This is a genomic window from Gracilibacillus ureilyticus, from assembly GCF_900111195.1.
In the GTDB taxonomy this organism is placed as follows: Bacteria; Bacillota; Bacilli; order Bacillales; family Amphibacillaceae; genus Gracilibacillus; species Gracilibacillus ureilyticus.
This window is the reverse complement of record NZ_FOGL01000012.1, coordinates 23,420-41,091: the sequence shown is the minus strand read 5'-3', so window position 1 is coordinate 41,091 and position 17,672 is coordinate 23,420. Positions and strand designations below refer to the sequence as shown.

13 protein-coding genes are annotated in these 17,672 nt (G+C 38.1%); 10 read left to right on the top strand and 3 right to left on the bottom strand.

The annotated features are described in order from the left end of the window. Nucleotides 1-47 precede the first annotated feature (47 nt). Nucleotides 48-1,895 (top strand): cation:proton antiporter, encoded by a 1,848-nt coding sequence (locus tag BMW36_RS12180; RefSeq protein ID WP_089741492.1) that lies wholly within the window; start codon nucleotides 48-50, stop codon nucleotides 1,893-1,895. Nucleotides 1,896-1,924: 29 nt separating this feature from the next. Here the strand turns inward: BMW36_RS12180 and BMW36_RS12175 are convergent, their stop codons facing one another. Further along, nucleotides 1,925-2,104: an SE1832 family protein gene (locus BMW36_RS12175; RefSeq protein WP_089741490.1), complete on the bottom strand. Its 180-nt coding sequence runs from the start codon at nucleotides 2,102-2,104 to the stop codon at nucleotides 1,925-1,927. 317 nt (nucleotides 2,105-2,421) lie between these two features. Here BMW36_RS12175 and BMW36_RS12170 point away from each other — a divergent pair, with 317 nt between their 5' ends. The 4 genes from BMW36_RS12170 (at nucleotide 2,422) to BMW36_RS12155 (ending at nucleotide 6,351) form a co-directional block, all read left to right on the top strand. After that, nucleotides 2,422-2,991 (top strand): TRAP transporter small permease, encoded by a 570-nt coding sequence (locus BMW36_RS12170; protein ID WP_089741488.1) that lies wholly within the window; start codon nucleotides 2,422-2,424, stop codon nucleotides 2,989-2,991. Nucleotides 2,992-3,026: 35 nt separating this feature from the next. Next, complete coding sequence (locus BMW36_RS12165) at nucleotides 3,027-4,301, top strand: TRAP transporter large permease (RefSeq protein WP_089741486.1); 1,275 nt, start codon at nucleotides 3,027-3,029, stop codon at nucleotides 4,299-4,301. Between the two features lie 61 nt (nucleotides 4,302-4,362). Continuing rightward, a complete protein-coding gene (dctP, locus tag BMW36_RS12160; protein WP_089741484.1) occupies nucleotides 4,363-5,517 on the top strand; it encodes a TRAP transporter substrate-binding protein DctP in 1,155 nt (384 codons plus the stop codon). A gap of 318 nt (nucleotides 5,518-5,835) precedes the next feature. Then, on the top strand, nucleotides 5,836-6,351 hold the full coding sequence (locus tag BMW36_RS12155) for a GNAT family N-acetyltransferase (protein ID WP_089741482.1): 516 nt from the start codon (nucleotides 5,836-5,838) through the stop codon (nucleotides 6,349-6,351). A gap of 74 nt (nucleotides 6,352-6,425) precedes the next feature. On the opposite strand, the gene BMW36_RS12150 is transcribed toward BMW36_RS12155, so the two are convergent. Continuing rightward, nucleotides 6,426-7,508 (bottom strand): AI-2E family transporter, encoded by a 1,083-nt coding sequence (locus BMW36_RS12150; protein WP_089741479.1) that lies wholly within the window; start codon nucleotides 7,506-7,508, stop codon nucleotides 6,426-6,428. A gap of 136 nt (nucleotides 7,509-7,644) precedes the next feature. Here BMW36_RS12150 and BMW36_RS12145 point away from each other — a divergent pair, with 136 nt between their 5' ends. The 4 genes from BMW36_RS12145 to BMW36_RS12130 all read left to right on the top strand — a co-directional run bounded on the left by BMW36_RS12145 (nucleotide 7,645) and on the right by BMW36_RS12130 (nucleotide 12,485). Then, nucleotides 7,645-9,363, top strand: a complete 1,719-nt coding sequence (locus BMW36_RS12145) for a phospho-sugar mutase (protein ID WP_089741477.1) — start codon at nucleotides 7,645-7,647, stop codon at nucleotides 9,361-9,363. Nucleotides 9,364-9,647: 284 nt separating this feature from the next. Beyond that, nucleotides 9,648-10,418 carry a TerC family protein gene (locus tag BMW36_RS12140; protein WP_089741475.1) on the top strand — a complete coding sequence of 257 codons (771 nt, stop codon included), beginning with the start codon at nucleotides 9,648-9,650 and terminating at the stop codon, nucleotides 10,416-10,418. A gap of 60 nt (nucleotides 10,419-10,478) precedes the next feature. Next, the gene (locus BMW36_RS12135) at nucleotides 10,479-10,925 is read left to right on the top strand and encodes an OsmC family protein (protein ID WP_089741473.1); all 447 of its coding nucleotides are present in this window, start codon (nucleotides 10,479-10,481) and stop codon (nucleotides 10,923-10,925) included. A gap of 165 nt (nucleotides 10,926-11,090) precedes the next feature. Further along, nucleotides 11,091-12,485: an L-cystine transporter gene (locus BMW36_RS12130; RefSeq protein WP_089741471.1), complete on the top strand. Its 1,395-nt coding sequence runs from the start codon at nucleotides 11,091-11,093 to the stop codon at nucleotides 12,483-12,485. A 506-nt stretch (nucleotides 12,486-12,991) separates the two neighbouring features. On the opposite strand, the gene BMW36_RS12125 is transcribed toward BMW36_RS12130, so the two are convergent. Continuing rightward, nucleotides 12,992-16,042: an efflux RND transporter permease subunit gene (locus BMW36_RS12125; RefSeq protein ID WP_089741469.1), complete on the bottom strand. Its 3,051-nt coding sequence runs from the start codon at nucleotides 16,040-16,042 to the stop codon at nucleotides 12,992-12,994. Nucleotides 16,043-16,189: 147 nt separating this feature from the next. Between BMW36_RS12125 and BMW36_RS12120 the strand changes: the two genes are divergently transcribed. Beyond that, nucleotides 16,190-17,422 (top strand): aminopeptidase, encoded by a 1,233-nt coding sequence (locus BMW36_RS12120; RefSeq protein ID WP_089741467.1) that lies wholly within the window; start codon nucleotides 16,190-16,192, stop codon nucleotides 17,420-17,422. The last annotated feature ends 250 nt before the right edge of the window (nucleotides 17,423-17,672 follow it).

Here is a 17,672-nt window from a genome sequence, read left to right as displayed (position 1 = left end):
TGCTCTGTTTATAGATAAACTTAATGATAAAGGAGGGATTCATTTATATGGTGGATTCTTTATTACTAGTTATTATGATTGTTGGTGTATTAGGGATAGGCTCGCAGTGGATTGCATGGAAATTCCGGTTACCAGCAATTGTGGTCATGTCTATCGCAGGTTTATTAGCTGGACCAATTCTGGGAATTATAAATCCGCAGGAAGATTTTGGGGACTTATTTCGCCCGTTTATTTCAATTGCTGTTGCTATTATATTATTTGAAGGTAGTTTAAACCTCAATTTCAAAGAGGTAAAAGGTTTGGGAAAGCCGGTATTTCGAATCGTTACATGGGGAGCGGTTTTGGCATGGATTCTGGGTTCCTTAACAGCACATTATGTGGCAGGACTATCCTGGGCAGTCGCTTTTGTTATTGGTGGTATATTTATTGTCACTGGTCCTACTGTTATATTGCCACTGCTCAGACAATCCAGATTAAAACCGACACCAGCGAAGATATTGAAATGGGAAGGGATTGTTGTAGACCCGTTTGGTGCACTGTTAGCTGTGTTCGCTTTTGAAACTATTTTATTTCTGTCAGCAGATTCCAGAGATGCATCAGCTTTACTTTTATTCTTACTTGCTTCATTTTTTGCAATTGTATTGGGTTACGTTTTCGGAAAAGTAATCGGCTGGATGTTTGAATCCGGGCACATGCCGGAATATCTTAAATCACCTGCAATGTTTGGTGCAGTTATTGCCTGTTTCACTATCGCTGATGAAGTTAAGCATGAAACAGGTTTGCTGGCAGTGACAGCAATGGGAATGACTCTGGCCAATATAGGGATCTCGTCTATAAAAGATATGCGCCACTTTAAAGAAAATATTTCGATATTACTAATCTCAACTGTCTTTATTTTACTGACATCATCTTTAACGATGGACACATTGAAAGATATATTCCGTCCGGAAATTATTGGATATGTATTATTAATGTTATTTGTTGTACGCCCATTGTCTATTTTCATCTCAACTATTGGTTCAGGTTTGTCACTGCAGGAGAAAACTTTAGTCGGCTGGATAGCGCCGAGGGGTATTGTGGCACTTACAGTTGCGAGTTACTTTGCAAGTGTACTGGAGGATGAAGGGTTTGAAGGAGCATCACTCGTAACATCCCTTACATTTGCCTTAGTATTTTCTACAGTATGTGTTCACGGCTTTACCATTGGTTGGTTAGCGAAGAAACTGAATCTTTCTTCAGAGGGGAAGCCTGGTGCCATTATTGTTGGATCCAACCGTTTCTCCATATCTTTAGCAAAAGTGATGGATGAACTGAAAATACCCGTAATCATTGTAGATTCCTCATGGGACAGGCTTCATCAGGCAAGAAGAGCGGGAATTAATCATACGCACGGTGAAATTTTGTCAGAGCAAATGGAATATACGATTGATTTCACACCATATGATTATCTGATCAGTGCAACAGAATATGACTCTTATAATGCGCTTGTCTGTTCAACATTTGTTCCGGAGTTCGGGCGGAAAAGTGTATTCAGGCTGCCGCGCCAGACGAACAGCGGGGATCACTTAGAAGATATCGGTCATACCATTGGCGGAAAAGAACTCTTTAAGCCGGCAGAAGGAATTGAAGAGTTAAAATATAAATTAAAAGCAGGTTATGTGTTTAGAAAAACCTCTATTACGGAACAGTATAAGTGGGAAGATTATCTACAGGACAAACATGAAGAAACTGTATTGCTATTTGTCTTAAAACAATCAAAACAAATAGAATTTTTCGCAGAGGATACAGAAACAACAGCATCGGCTGGTGATACCATAGTAAGTTTAATGCCGCCAAGTAAAGAATTTAGTAAAATTAGAGAAAAAATAAAAGGAAATAAAGAAGCTAGCAATTAATTTCAATTGCTAGCTTTTTTGCTGGGAAATTATTGCATTTGACTTAACTGCTGTCTTAACTTCGCGATTTCCTTTTCAATCCGTTCTAACTCTTTATCAGTAAATTCTGTTTTTCCTTTCACATAAACCAGTTTCTCCATATCTGCAGAAAGTCTCATATGATCAGACTTCAGTTCTTCAATTTTATCTTCCATTTCTTTACGAGTCATTTTTTTCACTCCTTTTCCTACCATAAAGACTAGCGAAAAACACCTGAATGCGCAACTAAATAAATGAATGGAGAAGAAACAGTTTTTGCTGAATCAGGGTGCAATTAAGCATATTTTGAGGATTATCGATTATTTGTAAGCATTTGCTAAGATATATCCATCATCTGCCCGCATTTTTTAATCAGCCGATTATATGTCGTTTAATTCAAACAAATCGGGGTATAGTAAATTTGTGATGCTTGAAACAATTCTGTAACATTTATAATAACAAAAATTTTCGAGCGGCATGAATTTTCTTAGAAGGGGGAGAGAAAAGATTGAAAGTATTTAGATGGATTGATAAAGCTATTATGAGATTAGAAGAGTTTATCTTAAGTTTTTCCATTATTCTGATATCTATCATGATTGTCGGGAATGTAATTGCTCGTGAAATATTTAACTCTGGTGCCTTTTTCTTTGCGTATGAAGTTAGTAAATTTGCAATTGTTATCGCAACATTTATGGGAATTGGCTATGCAGCAAGAAAGGGACGTCATATCAGTATGTCTGCTTTCTATGATTTTGCACCATTTAAAGTGAGAAAAGTCATGATGATTATTATTAATTTTGTGACAGCAATTTTCATGTTTATTATGGCTTATTATACATACAGCTACGTGATGTTTGAGTATGGCACAGGTGCAGTTACTACATCACTTCAAGTGCCAAGATACTTAATGTCTGTGTTTATTCCTATCGGCTTCTTTATGGCAGGAATTCAATTTATCCGCAATACCTTAGTGAATTTTTCATCAAAGGCAAAAGACAAAGTTTATTTAGGTATTGATGCGGTAGATTACAATGACACAAAAGATAAAGAAGTGAAGTTAGAAGATTTATCCGTTTAATCGAAATGATCAAATTGTAGAGAGGTAAAAATAATATGTTGACAACATTATTAGCCATTATGGTTGTGTTACTTTTATTAAATTTCCCCATGATGATCCCACTAATATTAGCTCCCGTTGTAATTATGATCATTTTCAATCCAGCAGTTAATATGGATCTATTGATGGGGCAGTTACTGACAGGGATCGAATCACCAGTATTATTATGTGTACCACTATTTATTTTCGCTGCAGATATTATGACATCAGGGAAAACATCCAATCGCTTATTAGATTTTATTGGCTCATTCGTTGGGCATATTCGTGGTGGTTACGCAGTTACAACAGCAGCAGCGTGTACACTGTTTGGAGCAATATCTGGTTCCACACAAGCAACTGTTGTAGCGATCGGGCGTCCGATGCGTGAGCGGTTATTGAAAATTGGATACAAAGATTCCAGTGCGATGGCTCTCATCATTAATTCCAGTGATGTCGCCTTACTTATACCGCCAAGTATCGGTATGATTATATATGCGCTGGCTGCAGGTTCAGGTGTATCTGTTGGTGATTTGTTTATTGCTGGTATTATTCCTGGGTTAATCGTATTTCTATCTTTTGCTTTATATAGTGTAATTTATGCAAAGATAAAAGATATTCCTTTAGCTGATCGAATCAGCTGGAAAGAGAGATTGGTATATTTCAGAAAAGCATTGTTACCGTTAGGTTTTCCAATTATTATTATCGGCGGTATCTATTTAGGGTATTTCACTCCTGTAGAAGCATCTGGTATTTCCGTCTTGTATGCTATTATTCTGGAAGTGCTGATTTTTAAAACTATTCCGTGGAAGAAGCTTCCTGGTATCGCACTGTCAACAGGGTTAGTTACATCAGCTGTATTTATTCTTGTTGCTGGTGGTCAATTGTTTACATGGGTATTAGGTTTTGCCAGAATTCCGCAGCAAATTACTGAAGCAGTCTTAGGTACAGATCCAAGTGCGGTCTATGTACTGTTAATGGTAAGTATTTTCTTCTTTGTAGGCTGTATGTTTGTTGATCCGATTGTTGTTATATTAATTCTGACACCAATCTTCGCACCAGCAGCTGAGGCAGCAGATGTTGATTTGATTCACTTAGGAATTATTATTACATTCCAGGCAGCATTAGGTTCTGCAACTCCGCCGTTTGGTGTCGATATATTTACGGCGAGTGCGGTGTTCAAGAAACCATACTTAGAGGTAATTAAGAGTACCCCGCCATTTATTGTAATGTTACTGCTTATTGGTGTGGCACTCGTGCTTTTCCCAGAGTTATCTTTAGTTCTGGTTCCATAACGTTATTTAAGTGGCTAACGGTCACTTAACATATATTTTTTATAAAAAATTTTAGGGGGTAATGATCATTTTTAACAAAAAGTATTTACTTATGTTGATCTCTATCTTAACACTTAGCTTTTTACTAGTAGCTTGCGGTGGTGGAGATAGTGAAGAAGGTACAGGCGGCAATGAAGGTGAAGACACAGGTTCAGAAGAAAATAATGAAAATACAGAAGGTGAAGAAGGTGGCGAAGAAGCTTCCGGAGATTTTGAAGAAGCGGAATGGAGCTTCGTTACGGAAGAGCTGGACGGTGAAGTTCAGTATGAGTATGCAGAAGAATTTGGTAAACGTATTGAAGAGAAAACAGGCGGAGCTATCACTGTAGTACCGTATGAATATGGTGCATTAGGCAGTGAGGTTGACCAGGCTCAATTACTGCAACAGGGTGGAGTACAGCTAGCGGTAATGTCACCAGGTTTTACAGGCGGTCAGGTACCGGATGGACAAATTTTCTCATTACACTATTTCTTCCCTGCTGACCCAGCTCAGACGCAGGAAGTATTAACAAACAGTGAAGCATTGAACACGGATCTTCGTGCAAAATATGAGGAACATAATATTACACCACTTTCTTACTGGACAGAAGGTGCAATGGCTTGGACTAGTAATGTAGGTATTGACGAACCATCTGACTGGGAAGGTTTAAACATGCGTGTACAGGAGTCACCGTTAATGCGCGAAACTTATGCTGCATATGGTGCAACTGTTCAGTCAATCAGCTGGGGTGAGTTGTACACAGCTTTAGACCGTGAGACAGTAGATGCTCAGGAAAACCCTGTATTCTTTATTAACTCAGCAAGTTTTTATGAAGTACAGGATACGTTAACTATTTCCAATCATAATAACTATGTTGCAATGACAACGGCTAATACAGACTGGTACAATGGTTTACCGGAAAACGAAAAGCAGCTAATTGATGAAACAGTTGCTGAAATGCAGGACTGGATCTTTGAAGAACAGAAAGCGCAAAATGAAGCAGGTCTAGCGGCAATCAAGGAAGACATTGAAAATCCAACAGAAATTATTGAATTAACAGAAGAACAAATTGCTGCATTTAAAGAAGTAGCGGAACCAGTTCACGAACAGTTCAGAAATGGGGAATTAACTGAAGGTGTAGATTCTGCTATTTATGATAAACTAAAAGAAGAAATCGCTGAAGTAACAGGCGAGTAATCATTATAACATTATAAGAAAAAACCGGACTAAAATTGAATTAGTCCGGTTTTTTCGTTGCAAATATAAAGTATTCAATTAAATGAACTATCATCATTAGTATCATCTTCAAAAATTGCGACAAAATAATAGATTAATAGATAAATTTCCACAAAAATACCAAAATATCTTGAATTCGTTTTCATTGACTCTTTTGCTTTGAAAAAATATACTTATAATATATGGGTGTAAGTATATGGTAACGTGCGATGATTCCATTGCTTTGTCCGTTGATGTTATTGGCGGATTTTCTAATCATTTCAGTAGGGAGAGGATATAATGAAAACAGAAATAAAAAAATGTACGTTGGAAGATTTACATGCATTACAAGTAATAGGTACAGAAACGTATAGCGAAACATACAGCCATTTGAATACTCCTGAGAATATGAATGAATACTTAGAGTCAGCTTTTAATTTAGATCAGCTGAAAACAGAGTTATCGAATGATAATTCGACTTTTCTATTTTTGTATGTAAATCAGGTACTAGCTGGGTATTTAAAAGTGAATGTGAATGATGCACAAACATACCATGTAAGTGATGATGCCCTTGAAATTGAACGAATCTACGTTAAACATGTCTTTCAAGACAAAGGGTTAGGAAAAATGCTTCTCCAGACAGGGATAAATCTTGCGAAGGAAATGAATAAAAAAGAAGTATGGCTTGGGGTATGGCAAAAGAATAAAAATGCGATCGATTTCCACAAAAATATGGGCTTTGAAACGAGAGGCAAGTATTCCTACTTTATTGGTGATGAAGAACAGGAAAACTCTATTATGGTTAAAACACTTTAAACGGTTATTAACCAAATAAGAATCCATCAATGAAAGTGGATTCTTATTTCAGGTTAATAGTATTCCGTTTTCCTCTAAATCAAATCAGGATCTTCTTCAGGTTGTTTCTTTTTCCACTGTTGGTAAAAATGTCCAATGATTGTTTTAATGACTGCATATGCGGGTATGATAAACAGTAATCCTAAAAACCCTGCAATTCCCCCTGCTGCCAAAATTAATGTAATTACAGTGAGTGGATGCAAAGATAAAGCGCGTCCCATTACATTCGGCGAAATAAAGTTACTCTCAATTTGCTGTGCAATAAACATGACAACAGCTGCCCAGACTCCGATCAGCGGGTCCTGGAATAACCCGACGATTACTGCAGGAATAGCGGACAAAAAGGGCCCTAAAAACGGGATAAAGTTCATCACAACAGCAAATAGCGCAAGGGATAAAGAGTATTCCAGCCCGATGATTATATATCCGATATACAGCATGACTCCGACACAAACACTTACAATAAATTGTCCCTGTATAAAGGAAGCTAATGTGTGATTAATACTTATCGCTAATTGACGAAAACTGCTTGCTTTCGCAGGACTTAGAAACTGAGAAATAAAAGGAACGAATTTATGACCATCTTTCAACATAAAAAACAGGAAGAATGGTATTAAGAAGAAAGCAAAGACAAAACTGAATATCTGTCCAATGACTCCAATTATCCCTGTTGTCACAGCTTCAGCATATGTGCTTAAATTATCAATGATGTTCTGGATAGTCCCTTCAAATTGCGGTGGAATAATATTTTGGTTATCCTGCCAGATTTCTATTAACTGTTCAGCGCTCTTTACCATTTTAGGAATACTCTCATATAAATTTGCAAATTGCTGTTGAACAATTGGTGCAACGAAGAGTACTACTAGCGTAATAACGACAACTAATAATAGAAAAGCGATAAATGTTCCAATTAATCGAGGAACTTTCTTTTTCTCCAACCAGTTGACCACAGGGTTTGTGATATAAAATATAACTCCTGCTCCAATAATCGGAACAGCTATCGCTCCTAAATATGCGCCGACTGGCTCAAAAATAAATCGGGTTTTATGTATTAAATAGATAAGTGTAAAAATCAGTATAGATGTTACTAAGAACCGGACACCTTTTTTCTCAAACAACCACTATCACACCTTTTTCTATGTATTATTATTTATATATTACCATAAGAATAAGAGAATAAGCTATGAACCAGCAGTTACATTATGCTAAAATAGTTAATAAGATTATTTAATTAAGTTGTGGAGGGATCGTAACATGTCATGGCAAGATACATTAAAAAAGTGGACATCTTTTGCGACATTAGATGAAAAACTATTAGATCAATTAAAAAAGGTGAGCGATGATGAGAGAGAACTAGAGGATTCTTTTTATAAGAATCTCACCTTTGGCACTGGCGGGATGAGAGGTGTACTAGGTCCCGGAACAAACAGGATGAATATTTACACGATTCGAAAAGCGGTAGAAGGTTTAAGCAGATACATAGAGGAAAATATAGTACATGCAAAAGAACGCGGTGTTGTGATAGCGTATGATTCTCGTTATATGTCAAAGGAATTCGCTGTGGAGGCTGCAAAAGTATTAGGAGCCCATGAGATTAGAGCATATGTTTTTGAATCATTGCGTCCAACACCGTTGCTTTCTTTTTCAGTCAGGTACTTACACGCTGCTGCAGGGATAATGATTACGGCAAGTCATAATCCGCCAGAATACAATGGTTTTAAGGTATATAATGAAGATGGCGGGCAAGTGTCATTGAAAGAAGCTGGAGCAATCATAGATATGGTAAATACGGTAGAAGATGAACTGTCAGTTGATGTAAAAGAGCAGACAGAACTTGAGAATAGTAATTTACTGGAATGGGTTGGAGAAAAGATAGACAGGGCTTATCTCAATGCATTAAAGACAATTCAAAAACAGGATAACAGTGACAATGATTTAAAGATTGTTTTCACGCCATTACATGGAACGGCACTTGAACTGGTATCCAAAGGGCTTGTGCAGGCAGGCTTTGACAAAGTATCTGTTGTGGAAGAACAAGCTGTTCCAGATCCTGAGTTTTCAACTGTCTCCTCACCTAATCCGGAAGAACACCAGGCTTTTGAAATGGCGATAGAACTAGGTGAAAGAGAAAATGCTGATATTTTAATAGGTACAGATCCCGACGCAGACAGATTAGGTGTTGCTGCCAAAGATGCTGATGGATCCTATCAAGTACTGACAGGTAATCAATTAGGAACACTGTTATTGGATTACACTTTGTCTCACTTGGATGAACAGGAACGGAAGAACGGCCAGGTTATAAAAACAATCGTAACAACCGAAATGGGACGTACAGTTGCTAGCCATTATGGCATTAATACAATTGATACACTGACAGGTTTTAAATTCATTGGTGAAAAAATAAAGAACTTTGAAGCATCTGATGAGCAGTTTTTATTTGGTTATGAAGAAAGCTACGGATATTTAATTGGCTCATTTGTGCGGGATAAGGATGCTGTACAGGCAGCTTTAGCAGCATGTGAAATGGCTAATTACTGGAAAAAGCAAGGCAAGACACTGTGGGAGGCTTTAACGGCTTTATATGATAAGCATGGGTATTATTTAGAAGGAATGAAGTCTTTAACATTAAAAGGTAAAGATGGAGCAGAGCAAATTGAAAAAATTATGAAAAATATCAGGGAGCAGCCTTTTACTTCGCTCGGAGGTCTTGAGGTGAAGGCAGTAGAAGACTACCAATTAAGCGTCAGACAGTTGTTTTCCGAAGATTTAACAGAAGACATCCTCCTTCCAAAAGAGAATGTAATGAAGTTTATTTTAGAAGATGATGCATGGGTTTGTTTCCGGCCATCAGGTACAGAACCGAAAATTAAAAGTTATTTCGGAGTGAAAACTGTGAGTGCGGCAGAAAGTAAAAAACTGCTTAGTACCATTCAGGATGAAGTAGAACATCGAATAGAAGAGGTATTGAGATAATTGGTATAAAGAGCAGAAACTCGGAAGAACCTATTGTTACACATGTGGCAAAGGTTCTTTTCTGCTTATTGACAAACTAATCAGAAAAGCTTATAGTTAGAACATACATAAAGGGGAGTAGCTGTACAATTTATGTCGTCAATTCGAGGGATTTCCCTCCGGCATAATTGGCAACTTAGGCGTTGTTAGCGAGACCTTTACCACAAGTGGTAAGGGTCTCGCTTTTTTGTGGACTTTTATCACTTGATGGATCATTTTGCAACATAAAAGGAGATGTAAGTAGCGTGGAATTGCTTTTGGAGTATGGTTGGGTTTTATTAGTGTTAATTGGTTTGGAAGGGATATTAGCTGCAGATAATGCGCTCGTATTAGCAATTATGGTAAAACACCTTCCGGATGATCAACGGAAAAAGGCATTATTTTATGGTTTAGCAGGTGCATTTGTTCTTCGTTTTGGCTCTTTATTTATCATTTCATTTCTTGTTGACGTTTGGCAAGTACAGGCGATTGGTGCACTGTATTTATTATTTATCTCAGGAAAGCATTTATATGATAAGGTTTTGAAGAAAAAGAAAGAGGAAGATGTGGCTGAAGAAGCTGGAGCAAAATCCGGCAGCAGCTTCTGGATGACAGTGCTTAAGGTAGAACTGGCAGATTTAGCGTTTGCTGTTGACTCTATTCTTGCAGCTGTTGCTTTAGCGGTAGCATTGCCGTCAACAGGACTTGGACATATTGGAAGTCTGGATACCGGACAATTTATCGTTGTATTTGCTGGTGGGCTAATTGGTCTGATTATTATGCGATTTGCAGCAAATGTTTTTGTTAAATTGCTGCATGATCGTCCAGGTCTGGAAATTGCAGCGTTCGTCATTGTTGGTTGGGTAGGTGTGAAATTAGCTGTTAGTGTATTAGCACATGATGATTTACACATCCTGCCACATCATTTTGCTCACTCATTAGGATGGAAGTTAACATTTTATATCGTATTAGTCGGAATTGCTTTAGCTGGATGGTTTCTTTCTGGTCCCAAAAAAGAAGAAGCAAATGCTTCGTAAGCCAGGTGTTTGCTTCCTTCCCATATCTTATTTACAATAAGATGCTGAAAGGGTGATAAGATGACAGTTCATACTTTTCATTTAGATGCATCCTGGCCAGGGGGCAGAAATGAAGTTGGTGTAATGGAGGCAGGTAACCTGAAAACAGAAATTTCAATACCACCGGAAATGGATGGTCCAGGGATTGGGACGAACCCGGATGAAATGCTTCTTGGAGCTGCAGCTACCTGTTATTTAATAACAGTTGCAGCAATGATTGAAAGGGCGAATTTGCCGTTATCCCGCATTTCCCTTCAATCAGAAGGTAAAGTAGATGTGACAAATGGTATTTACACCTATCTCAAAATTATTCATAAGCCTTTTGTAAAGTTGAAGGCTGATGCAACGGAAAAGGATATGCAGCAACTGAAGAAAATTGTTCATGCAGCTGAATCCTCCTGTATGATTTCAAGAGCAGTAAAAGGAAATGTTGCAATTGAACTGGAAGAAGATCTATCGTTTGAATAAATGAAGGCTTGGGTAAAGATAACTACCCAAGCTTTTTATATTGGTAAATTCAGTAATCTAATACTTGTTTAATGAAAAAGATAAACAGCGTTGTTGACAAATGCATAGAATGAATGTAATATATTCAAAGTATTTTTATCGGATTAATTACAGGAGGGATATAACATGGAAACGGTATGGATACTTGTTAATATTGCTATTTTACTAGCTTTTATTGGTATATTATTTTATATGCAAAAAAAATATGTTTCATTTAGTAAAAGAGTCTTTGCAGGGCTAGGGCTTGGTATTTTACTAGGTGCATTTTTGCAAATTGCATTTTCAGCAGACTCTAATATTGTTGCTGTAACATCAGATTGGTATAACATTTTGGGGCGCGGTTATGTTCGATTGCTTATGATGATCGTTATTCCGTTAATTCTTGTATCAATTATTCAGTCAATTATTAATTTAGAGAAATCTTCTGAATTAGGGAAAATGTCCGCATGGATAATCGGTACACTTGTGGCAACTGCCATGATCGCTGCTTTAGTTGGTGTAACCAGTGCATCTATCTTTGATTTGAATGCAGATCAAATTGAAATAGGGGAAGCAGAAGAAGAACGGGGATTAGCTCTGGAAGAGACTTTAGGTTCTGTAGAAGGAATGTCCACACCGCAAAAAATACTTGAATTTATTCCATCGAATCCGTTTTTGGATATGACTGGACAACGTGCAACATCAACAATCGCTGTTGTTATTTTCTCCATTATAGTCGGGATAGCGGTATTAGGTTTAAGAAGGAAACAACCAGAGCAGGCTGCTAAATTTGTTGAGATGATCAACGCTCTTTATGCCGTTGTAATGCGAATCGTTACAATTATTTTACGATTAACACCATATGGTATCCTTGGTCTAATGGCAAATACAGTCGCACAGACAAATATTGCCGGTATTATCGAGTTAGGTAAATTTGTCGGAGCTTCCTATGTGGCACTGATTACAATGTTTATTATTCATCTGATTATTCTTGCGTTGTTTGGCTTAAATCCTATCACGTATACTCGTAAAGTGTTGCCAGTATTAAGCTTTGCCTTTACGTCAAGATCAAGTGCAGGTACTATTCCGCTGACAATTCAAGTACAGAAGGAAAGCTTAGGTGTTCATACAGGTACTGCAAATATGGCAGCATCTTTCGGGGCAACTATCGGCCAAAATGGCTGTGCTGGTATCTATCCGGCAATGCTGGCTGTCATGATTGCACCAACTCAGGGTATTGACCCACTGTCACCAGGATTTTTACTTTCACTAGTGTTAATTATCGGTATTAGCTCATTTGGAGTTGCCGGTGTAGGTGGTGGCGCAACATTCGCTGCATTGATTGTACTTTCGTCAATGAATCTGCCAGTTGCATTAGCAGGGCTTTTAATAACAGTAGAGCCTTTAATTGATATGGGTCGTACAGCTTTAAATGTCAATGACTCTATCCTGTCAGGAACAGTAACATCCAGAATTATGAAAAAACTAAACATTAACACATACAATGATAAAGAAGCGGTAAATAAAGACATCGCACTGTAAAATCATCAAAATGAGGAAACGCAAATACTGATTATGTACAAAAACACTAATAGGTTAAGCTAGGTAAAGCTACGCCCGATTGCCGCTTTAGTGTTCCTCTACAATTAGTGAAGAATTGATTCAGCTTCCGTTCGGTATTTGTAAAATGGTGAATACGAAAAAATAAAAATTCTCATGAACAATCTATACTTTGAATGTTCATGAGAATTTTATTATTATCAAATCAATCTGCTACTCCCTATAAAAAAATGTAAAGCACCATTTCAGCTGAGTGGGAACAGGACGAGCTGAACCCCTCCCTACGGTAAAGAAGACACTGCGAAAGCGCATTTTGCTTGAGTAGATGTCGCACTTATGCCCTTGGGTGAAAGCGAAACAATCGGACGTAGCGTCAGCTTTGCCCACTGAAAAGGGTTTATTTTTAGTACACATACTCCAGATTATATATTTTTCAGATCTACTTTTTACTAAGAGTATTCACTCATTTGCTTTTTGAGGGTGTTCTTCTAGGACCTTTTAATCTTTTCTATTGTTAAATAAAATGCTGGCAACAGGAGCAGTGTTAATGTTGTGGAGAACAGGAGTCCTGCCACAATGGATACAGCTAATGGTTTAAATAACACGTCACCTGTAAAGATTATTGGTGCAAGTGCTGCTATTGACGTTAATGTCGTTAAAATAATTGGCCGCAATCTTGCCTTGCCTGCAGCAATAATAGCTGATTCAATTGTATTCGGACTTTTTTGTTTATTTTGCTCGATAAATTCGATAATCAGTATGGAGTTACGAACTACAATCCCTGACAATGACACAATACCAAGCACTGCTAAAAAGCTTAACGGCTGACCGCTCACGAATAATCCAACAATTGCCCCTGTCACAGCAAGGAAAATTGTTCCTGTTATAAGTAATGGTGTTAATAATGAATTGAATTGTACAGCTAAAGTCAGATAAATCAAAAACAGTACAATAATAAAAAGTTTAGCAACTTCGACGAAAAATTCTGATTCTGCACTTGCTTCCCCGTCTTCAATTAATTGATAGTTTGCTGGAAGTTCTTCTTCTAATTCAGATAACACATCAGCTGTTTCATTTGCGAAGTTCGCATTCCCCTCTTTTTCATATACAGAGATGGTAATGGTACGCTTTCCATCAAGATGAGTGATTGCAGCAATCTGTTCTTCTGTATCAATTGTAATAAACTGATCAAAACGGTAAATGGCCGGTCTTCCTTCATCTGAAACAACAACTGTTGATAACTGTTCCAATCCTATGCCATTATCTGTCCCTTCATCTAGTGTTATTTCTAATGGCAGGCGTTCTTCCCCGTAATCAATCTCTTCAAGAGGGATACCTGTATTGGCTAGTTGTAATGTGTTCTTCACCTGACTAATCGGAATGCCGTGATCTGCCAGGAAATCTCTGTCTATCTCATATGTTTGAACAGGCTGACTGGAACCTGTATTGGCTGTTGCCAGTTCCACTGATTCCAAATTGTTCATTTTCTCAAGTAAATTTGTCGTAGATTCCAGCAACACCTCAAGTTCTGGCCCCTGAATTTTCACTTCTAAAGCAGGTGATGGTGGAGGACCTGAAACAATTGTCTCCAGAAAAATCTCTCCATCAGTAAATTCATTTCTGAGTGTTGATTCATAATCTTCAATAAATTGGGATGAGGAGTAATTATCTCTGTCGACACGGAAAACTATCTGTCCGGTATTCTCACCAGATCTGGATAAGCTGGAATTAAAGATGTTTGGTAACCCGCCGCCTGTATAGCGAGCTGTTTCTGTTACATACTCCTCCTGCTCTAATATAAATGATTCAATTGCCTGAAGCTGTTCATCTGTATCTTCTATCGATGTCCCTTCATCTAATGTCAGAGATAATGTAACTTCTTCCCTGTCTGCTGCAGGGAAAAATTCAAATGGCACTTTTATTGCCAGAGATAGTAATAAGAAACATACAATCGTACCGCTAATCGCTGTAAGCCAAGGCCTTTTAATCATTCGGGGAATAACACGTTCAGAATAGAATCCTTCCATCCACCGGAATACACCTGTTAACAGCCCGACCCTGCGTTTTCTCGTCCGTTGCATTTTCAGTTGCCTAGTATATTGAATGGATGGTATGACAGTTAAAGCAATAATAGTAGAAGCGATAATTGTACCCATTAATGCGATGGGAAGTGCCCGGATAAACTCGCCATTGCTCCCTGATAAAAATGTTAATGGAAAAAAACTGAAAACAATGAGCAGGGTGGAAGTTATGATAGATATTCCCACTTCTTTTACTCCCCGTTTTGCACCTTCCAGCGCGTTATCTCCAAGCTGGTAGCGCCTTGTGATATTATCATTTACAACAATGGCATCATCGACAAGAATACCTATCGCCACAATAATACCGATAATGGATATTTGATTTAAATCCACACCAGTGTATGGTAATGGGATTAATCCTATAATAATTGATACAGGAATGGCAAGGCCGACTACAATTGCCGAGGACATTGGCAATCCAAGGATCATAATCACAATGACTGCAAAGAAAGAAATAGCCAGTGAAACGAGTAAACTCGTATAAACCTCGTTAATAATAGTGCTCTGTGAATAAAACGGATCGACTGTCACTTCTTCTGGCAAATTTTCAGAAAGTGTTTCAATGTTTTCGTCAATTTGCTTCTGCAAGCTCGTTATATTTACACCGTCAGCTGCATAAACAGTAATTGATAAAGCAGCCATTTCTTCATATGTAATAATATCTGTGACAGGTTCTGCCTCCACATTTACTGAACCAATGTCAGTTAAATAAATCGATTCATTGTTATCATTTTTTGTTATGAAAAGGCTGTTGATTTTTTCCATATCCTCTGGTTCGGAAAGGTTGAGCAGGAAGTTGTGGTCATTCGTTGTATCTGTTCCAAGTGCTACCGGTTGAAAGGCTGCAGAAACAGCTTCGATCACCTGATTTGGTTGAATTTTTTCTTCTTCCAGTCTCTCCTGGTCGAGAGAAATCACTACTTTCTGTTCAGGAAGCCCTTTAATTTCCACACTGTCTACACCATTAATATCTGTAATTTCTTCTTCCCACCTGGTCATTTCTTCACGTAATGAGAAAAGGCTGGAGCGCTCCTCACTCAGAAGATGATATGTAGCTACACTTGATGTTACCAGGTCTGTTGTGACTTCAGGTGTCATCACATCATCGGGAAAGGTTGATTGCAAAGTTTGGACACTTTGCCTTATTGACGAATAAACAGCATCTGAATCTTTACTGTCATCTAAAGTTATCGTGACAGTGGAGAAACCATTTGTGGATGCAGATGTGACCTGATCTACTCCATCCATGTTTATCAATTTTTCTTCTATCGGCTGTGTAATGATTTTCTCTACAACTTCAGGATTGGCACCAGGGTAGACGGTGGTCACTGATGCGATATTCTGGCTGATTTCAGGAATGTCACGTTTCGGTAACTGTATGTATGTAAATATTCCAATCGTAATGAGTAAGAGAAGAAAGATCCAGATTATTTTCTTATACTTAAGCAGTGTTTCCATTCACACACCTCTTTCACATCATTTATATATAATTATGTTCTTCTATACCCTTTTAAGCAATGAATATGCAGGCAAACCTGAAAATAAGCATTAGCCTTGACATCTGTTTTAGAAAAACTATTCTGGATACAGAAGGAGGAATAGACAATGAATGAACAATTAGAAAAATATGCGAGTTTAGCATTGCAGACAGGCGTAAATTTGCAAAGAGGGCAGGGCCTTCTCGTACAGGCTCCGATAGAAGCAATCGAATTTGTACGTATTGTTGTAAAAAAGGCATACGAAGCTGGGGCGAAGAATGTACATGTGGAATGGAAGGATGATGAACTTACCTATTTAAAAATGAAACATGCCCCAATGGACGTGTTGGAGACATTTCCGGAATGGCGTAAGGATGCAATGACAAGTATGGTCAAAGACGGATATGCTGTCCTGAACATATATGGGGAAAATCCGGATCTGTTACAGGATATTGATGGAAAAAGAATGGCTGCAGTGACAAAAGCCAGTTCAACCGCTCTAAAGGAATATCGTGATTTTATGATGAACGACAGGGCTCGCTGGTCAATTGTCGGTTACCCGACGAAAGACTGGGCAGTTAAGATATATCCCGAACTAAACCCGGATGAAGCAAAAGATAAGCTGTGGCAGGAAATATTCCGAATTGCCCGGATTGATCAGGAAGATCCGATTAGAGCATGGGAAAAACATAATCAGACTTTAAAAAATGCAAGAGAATATCTCAATGAAAAGAAATATAAGCAACTCCATTTTACAGCAGAAGGAACAGATTTAACGATCGGGTTGCCAGATGGGCATATTTGGCACGGTGGTGCGGCAACTGCGGTAGATGGGGTTACATTCAATCCGAACATTCCTACAGAAGAAGTTTTTACAATGCCGCATAAATATCAGGTGAATGGCAAGGTGACAAGCACGAAACCGTTAAGTTTCCAGGGACAGTTAATCGAGAACTTCACACTGACATTTGAAGATGGAAAAGTGGCGGATTACACATGTGAAAAAGGTGAAGAAGCACTCAAACATCTGTTAGAAGCAGATGAAGACGGTGCGGCACGCTTAGGCGAAGTCGCTATTGTACCACATGAGTCTCCTGTCTCCCAGGCGGGAATTATTTTCTTCAATACATTATTTGATGAGAATGCGTCCTGTCATATTGCACTTGGAAAAGCTTATCCGACGAACATTAAAGGCGGTTCTGACATGGATGAGGCATCAATGGATGCGAATGGGGTAAATGACAGTATTGTTCACGAAGATTTTATGATTGGGTCAGAAAATATGAACATTGATGGAGTGACAGCCTCTGGCGAACGGGAAGCAATTTTCCGTAATGGTACATGGGCAGTAAAGCTGTAAACGCAAATACACAGGAAAATGCAAAAGGCAGTTATATTGGCATATGTTAAGCTTCCTGAAAAGTTTTGTTAATGGATCAAAGGCTGCCATGGACGAAATTTTACTTTATTTCAAATGGTTTACGCAGCGCTTACAATCCAATAACAATCTCCTGATAATGTTTTTATCTCTAATGATTCCGGGTATTATGAAGGAAACGTTACTGTAAATAAACAGATCAGGATGGGGACATCCTTGAGAAAAAGGGAGA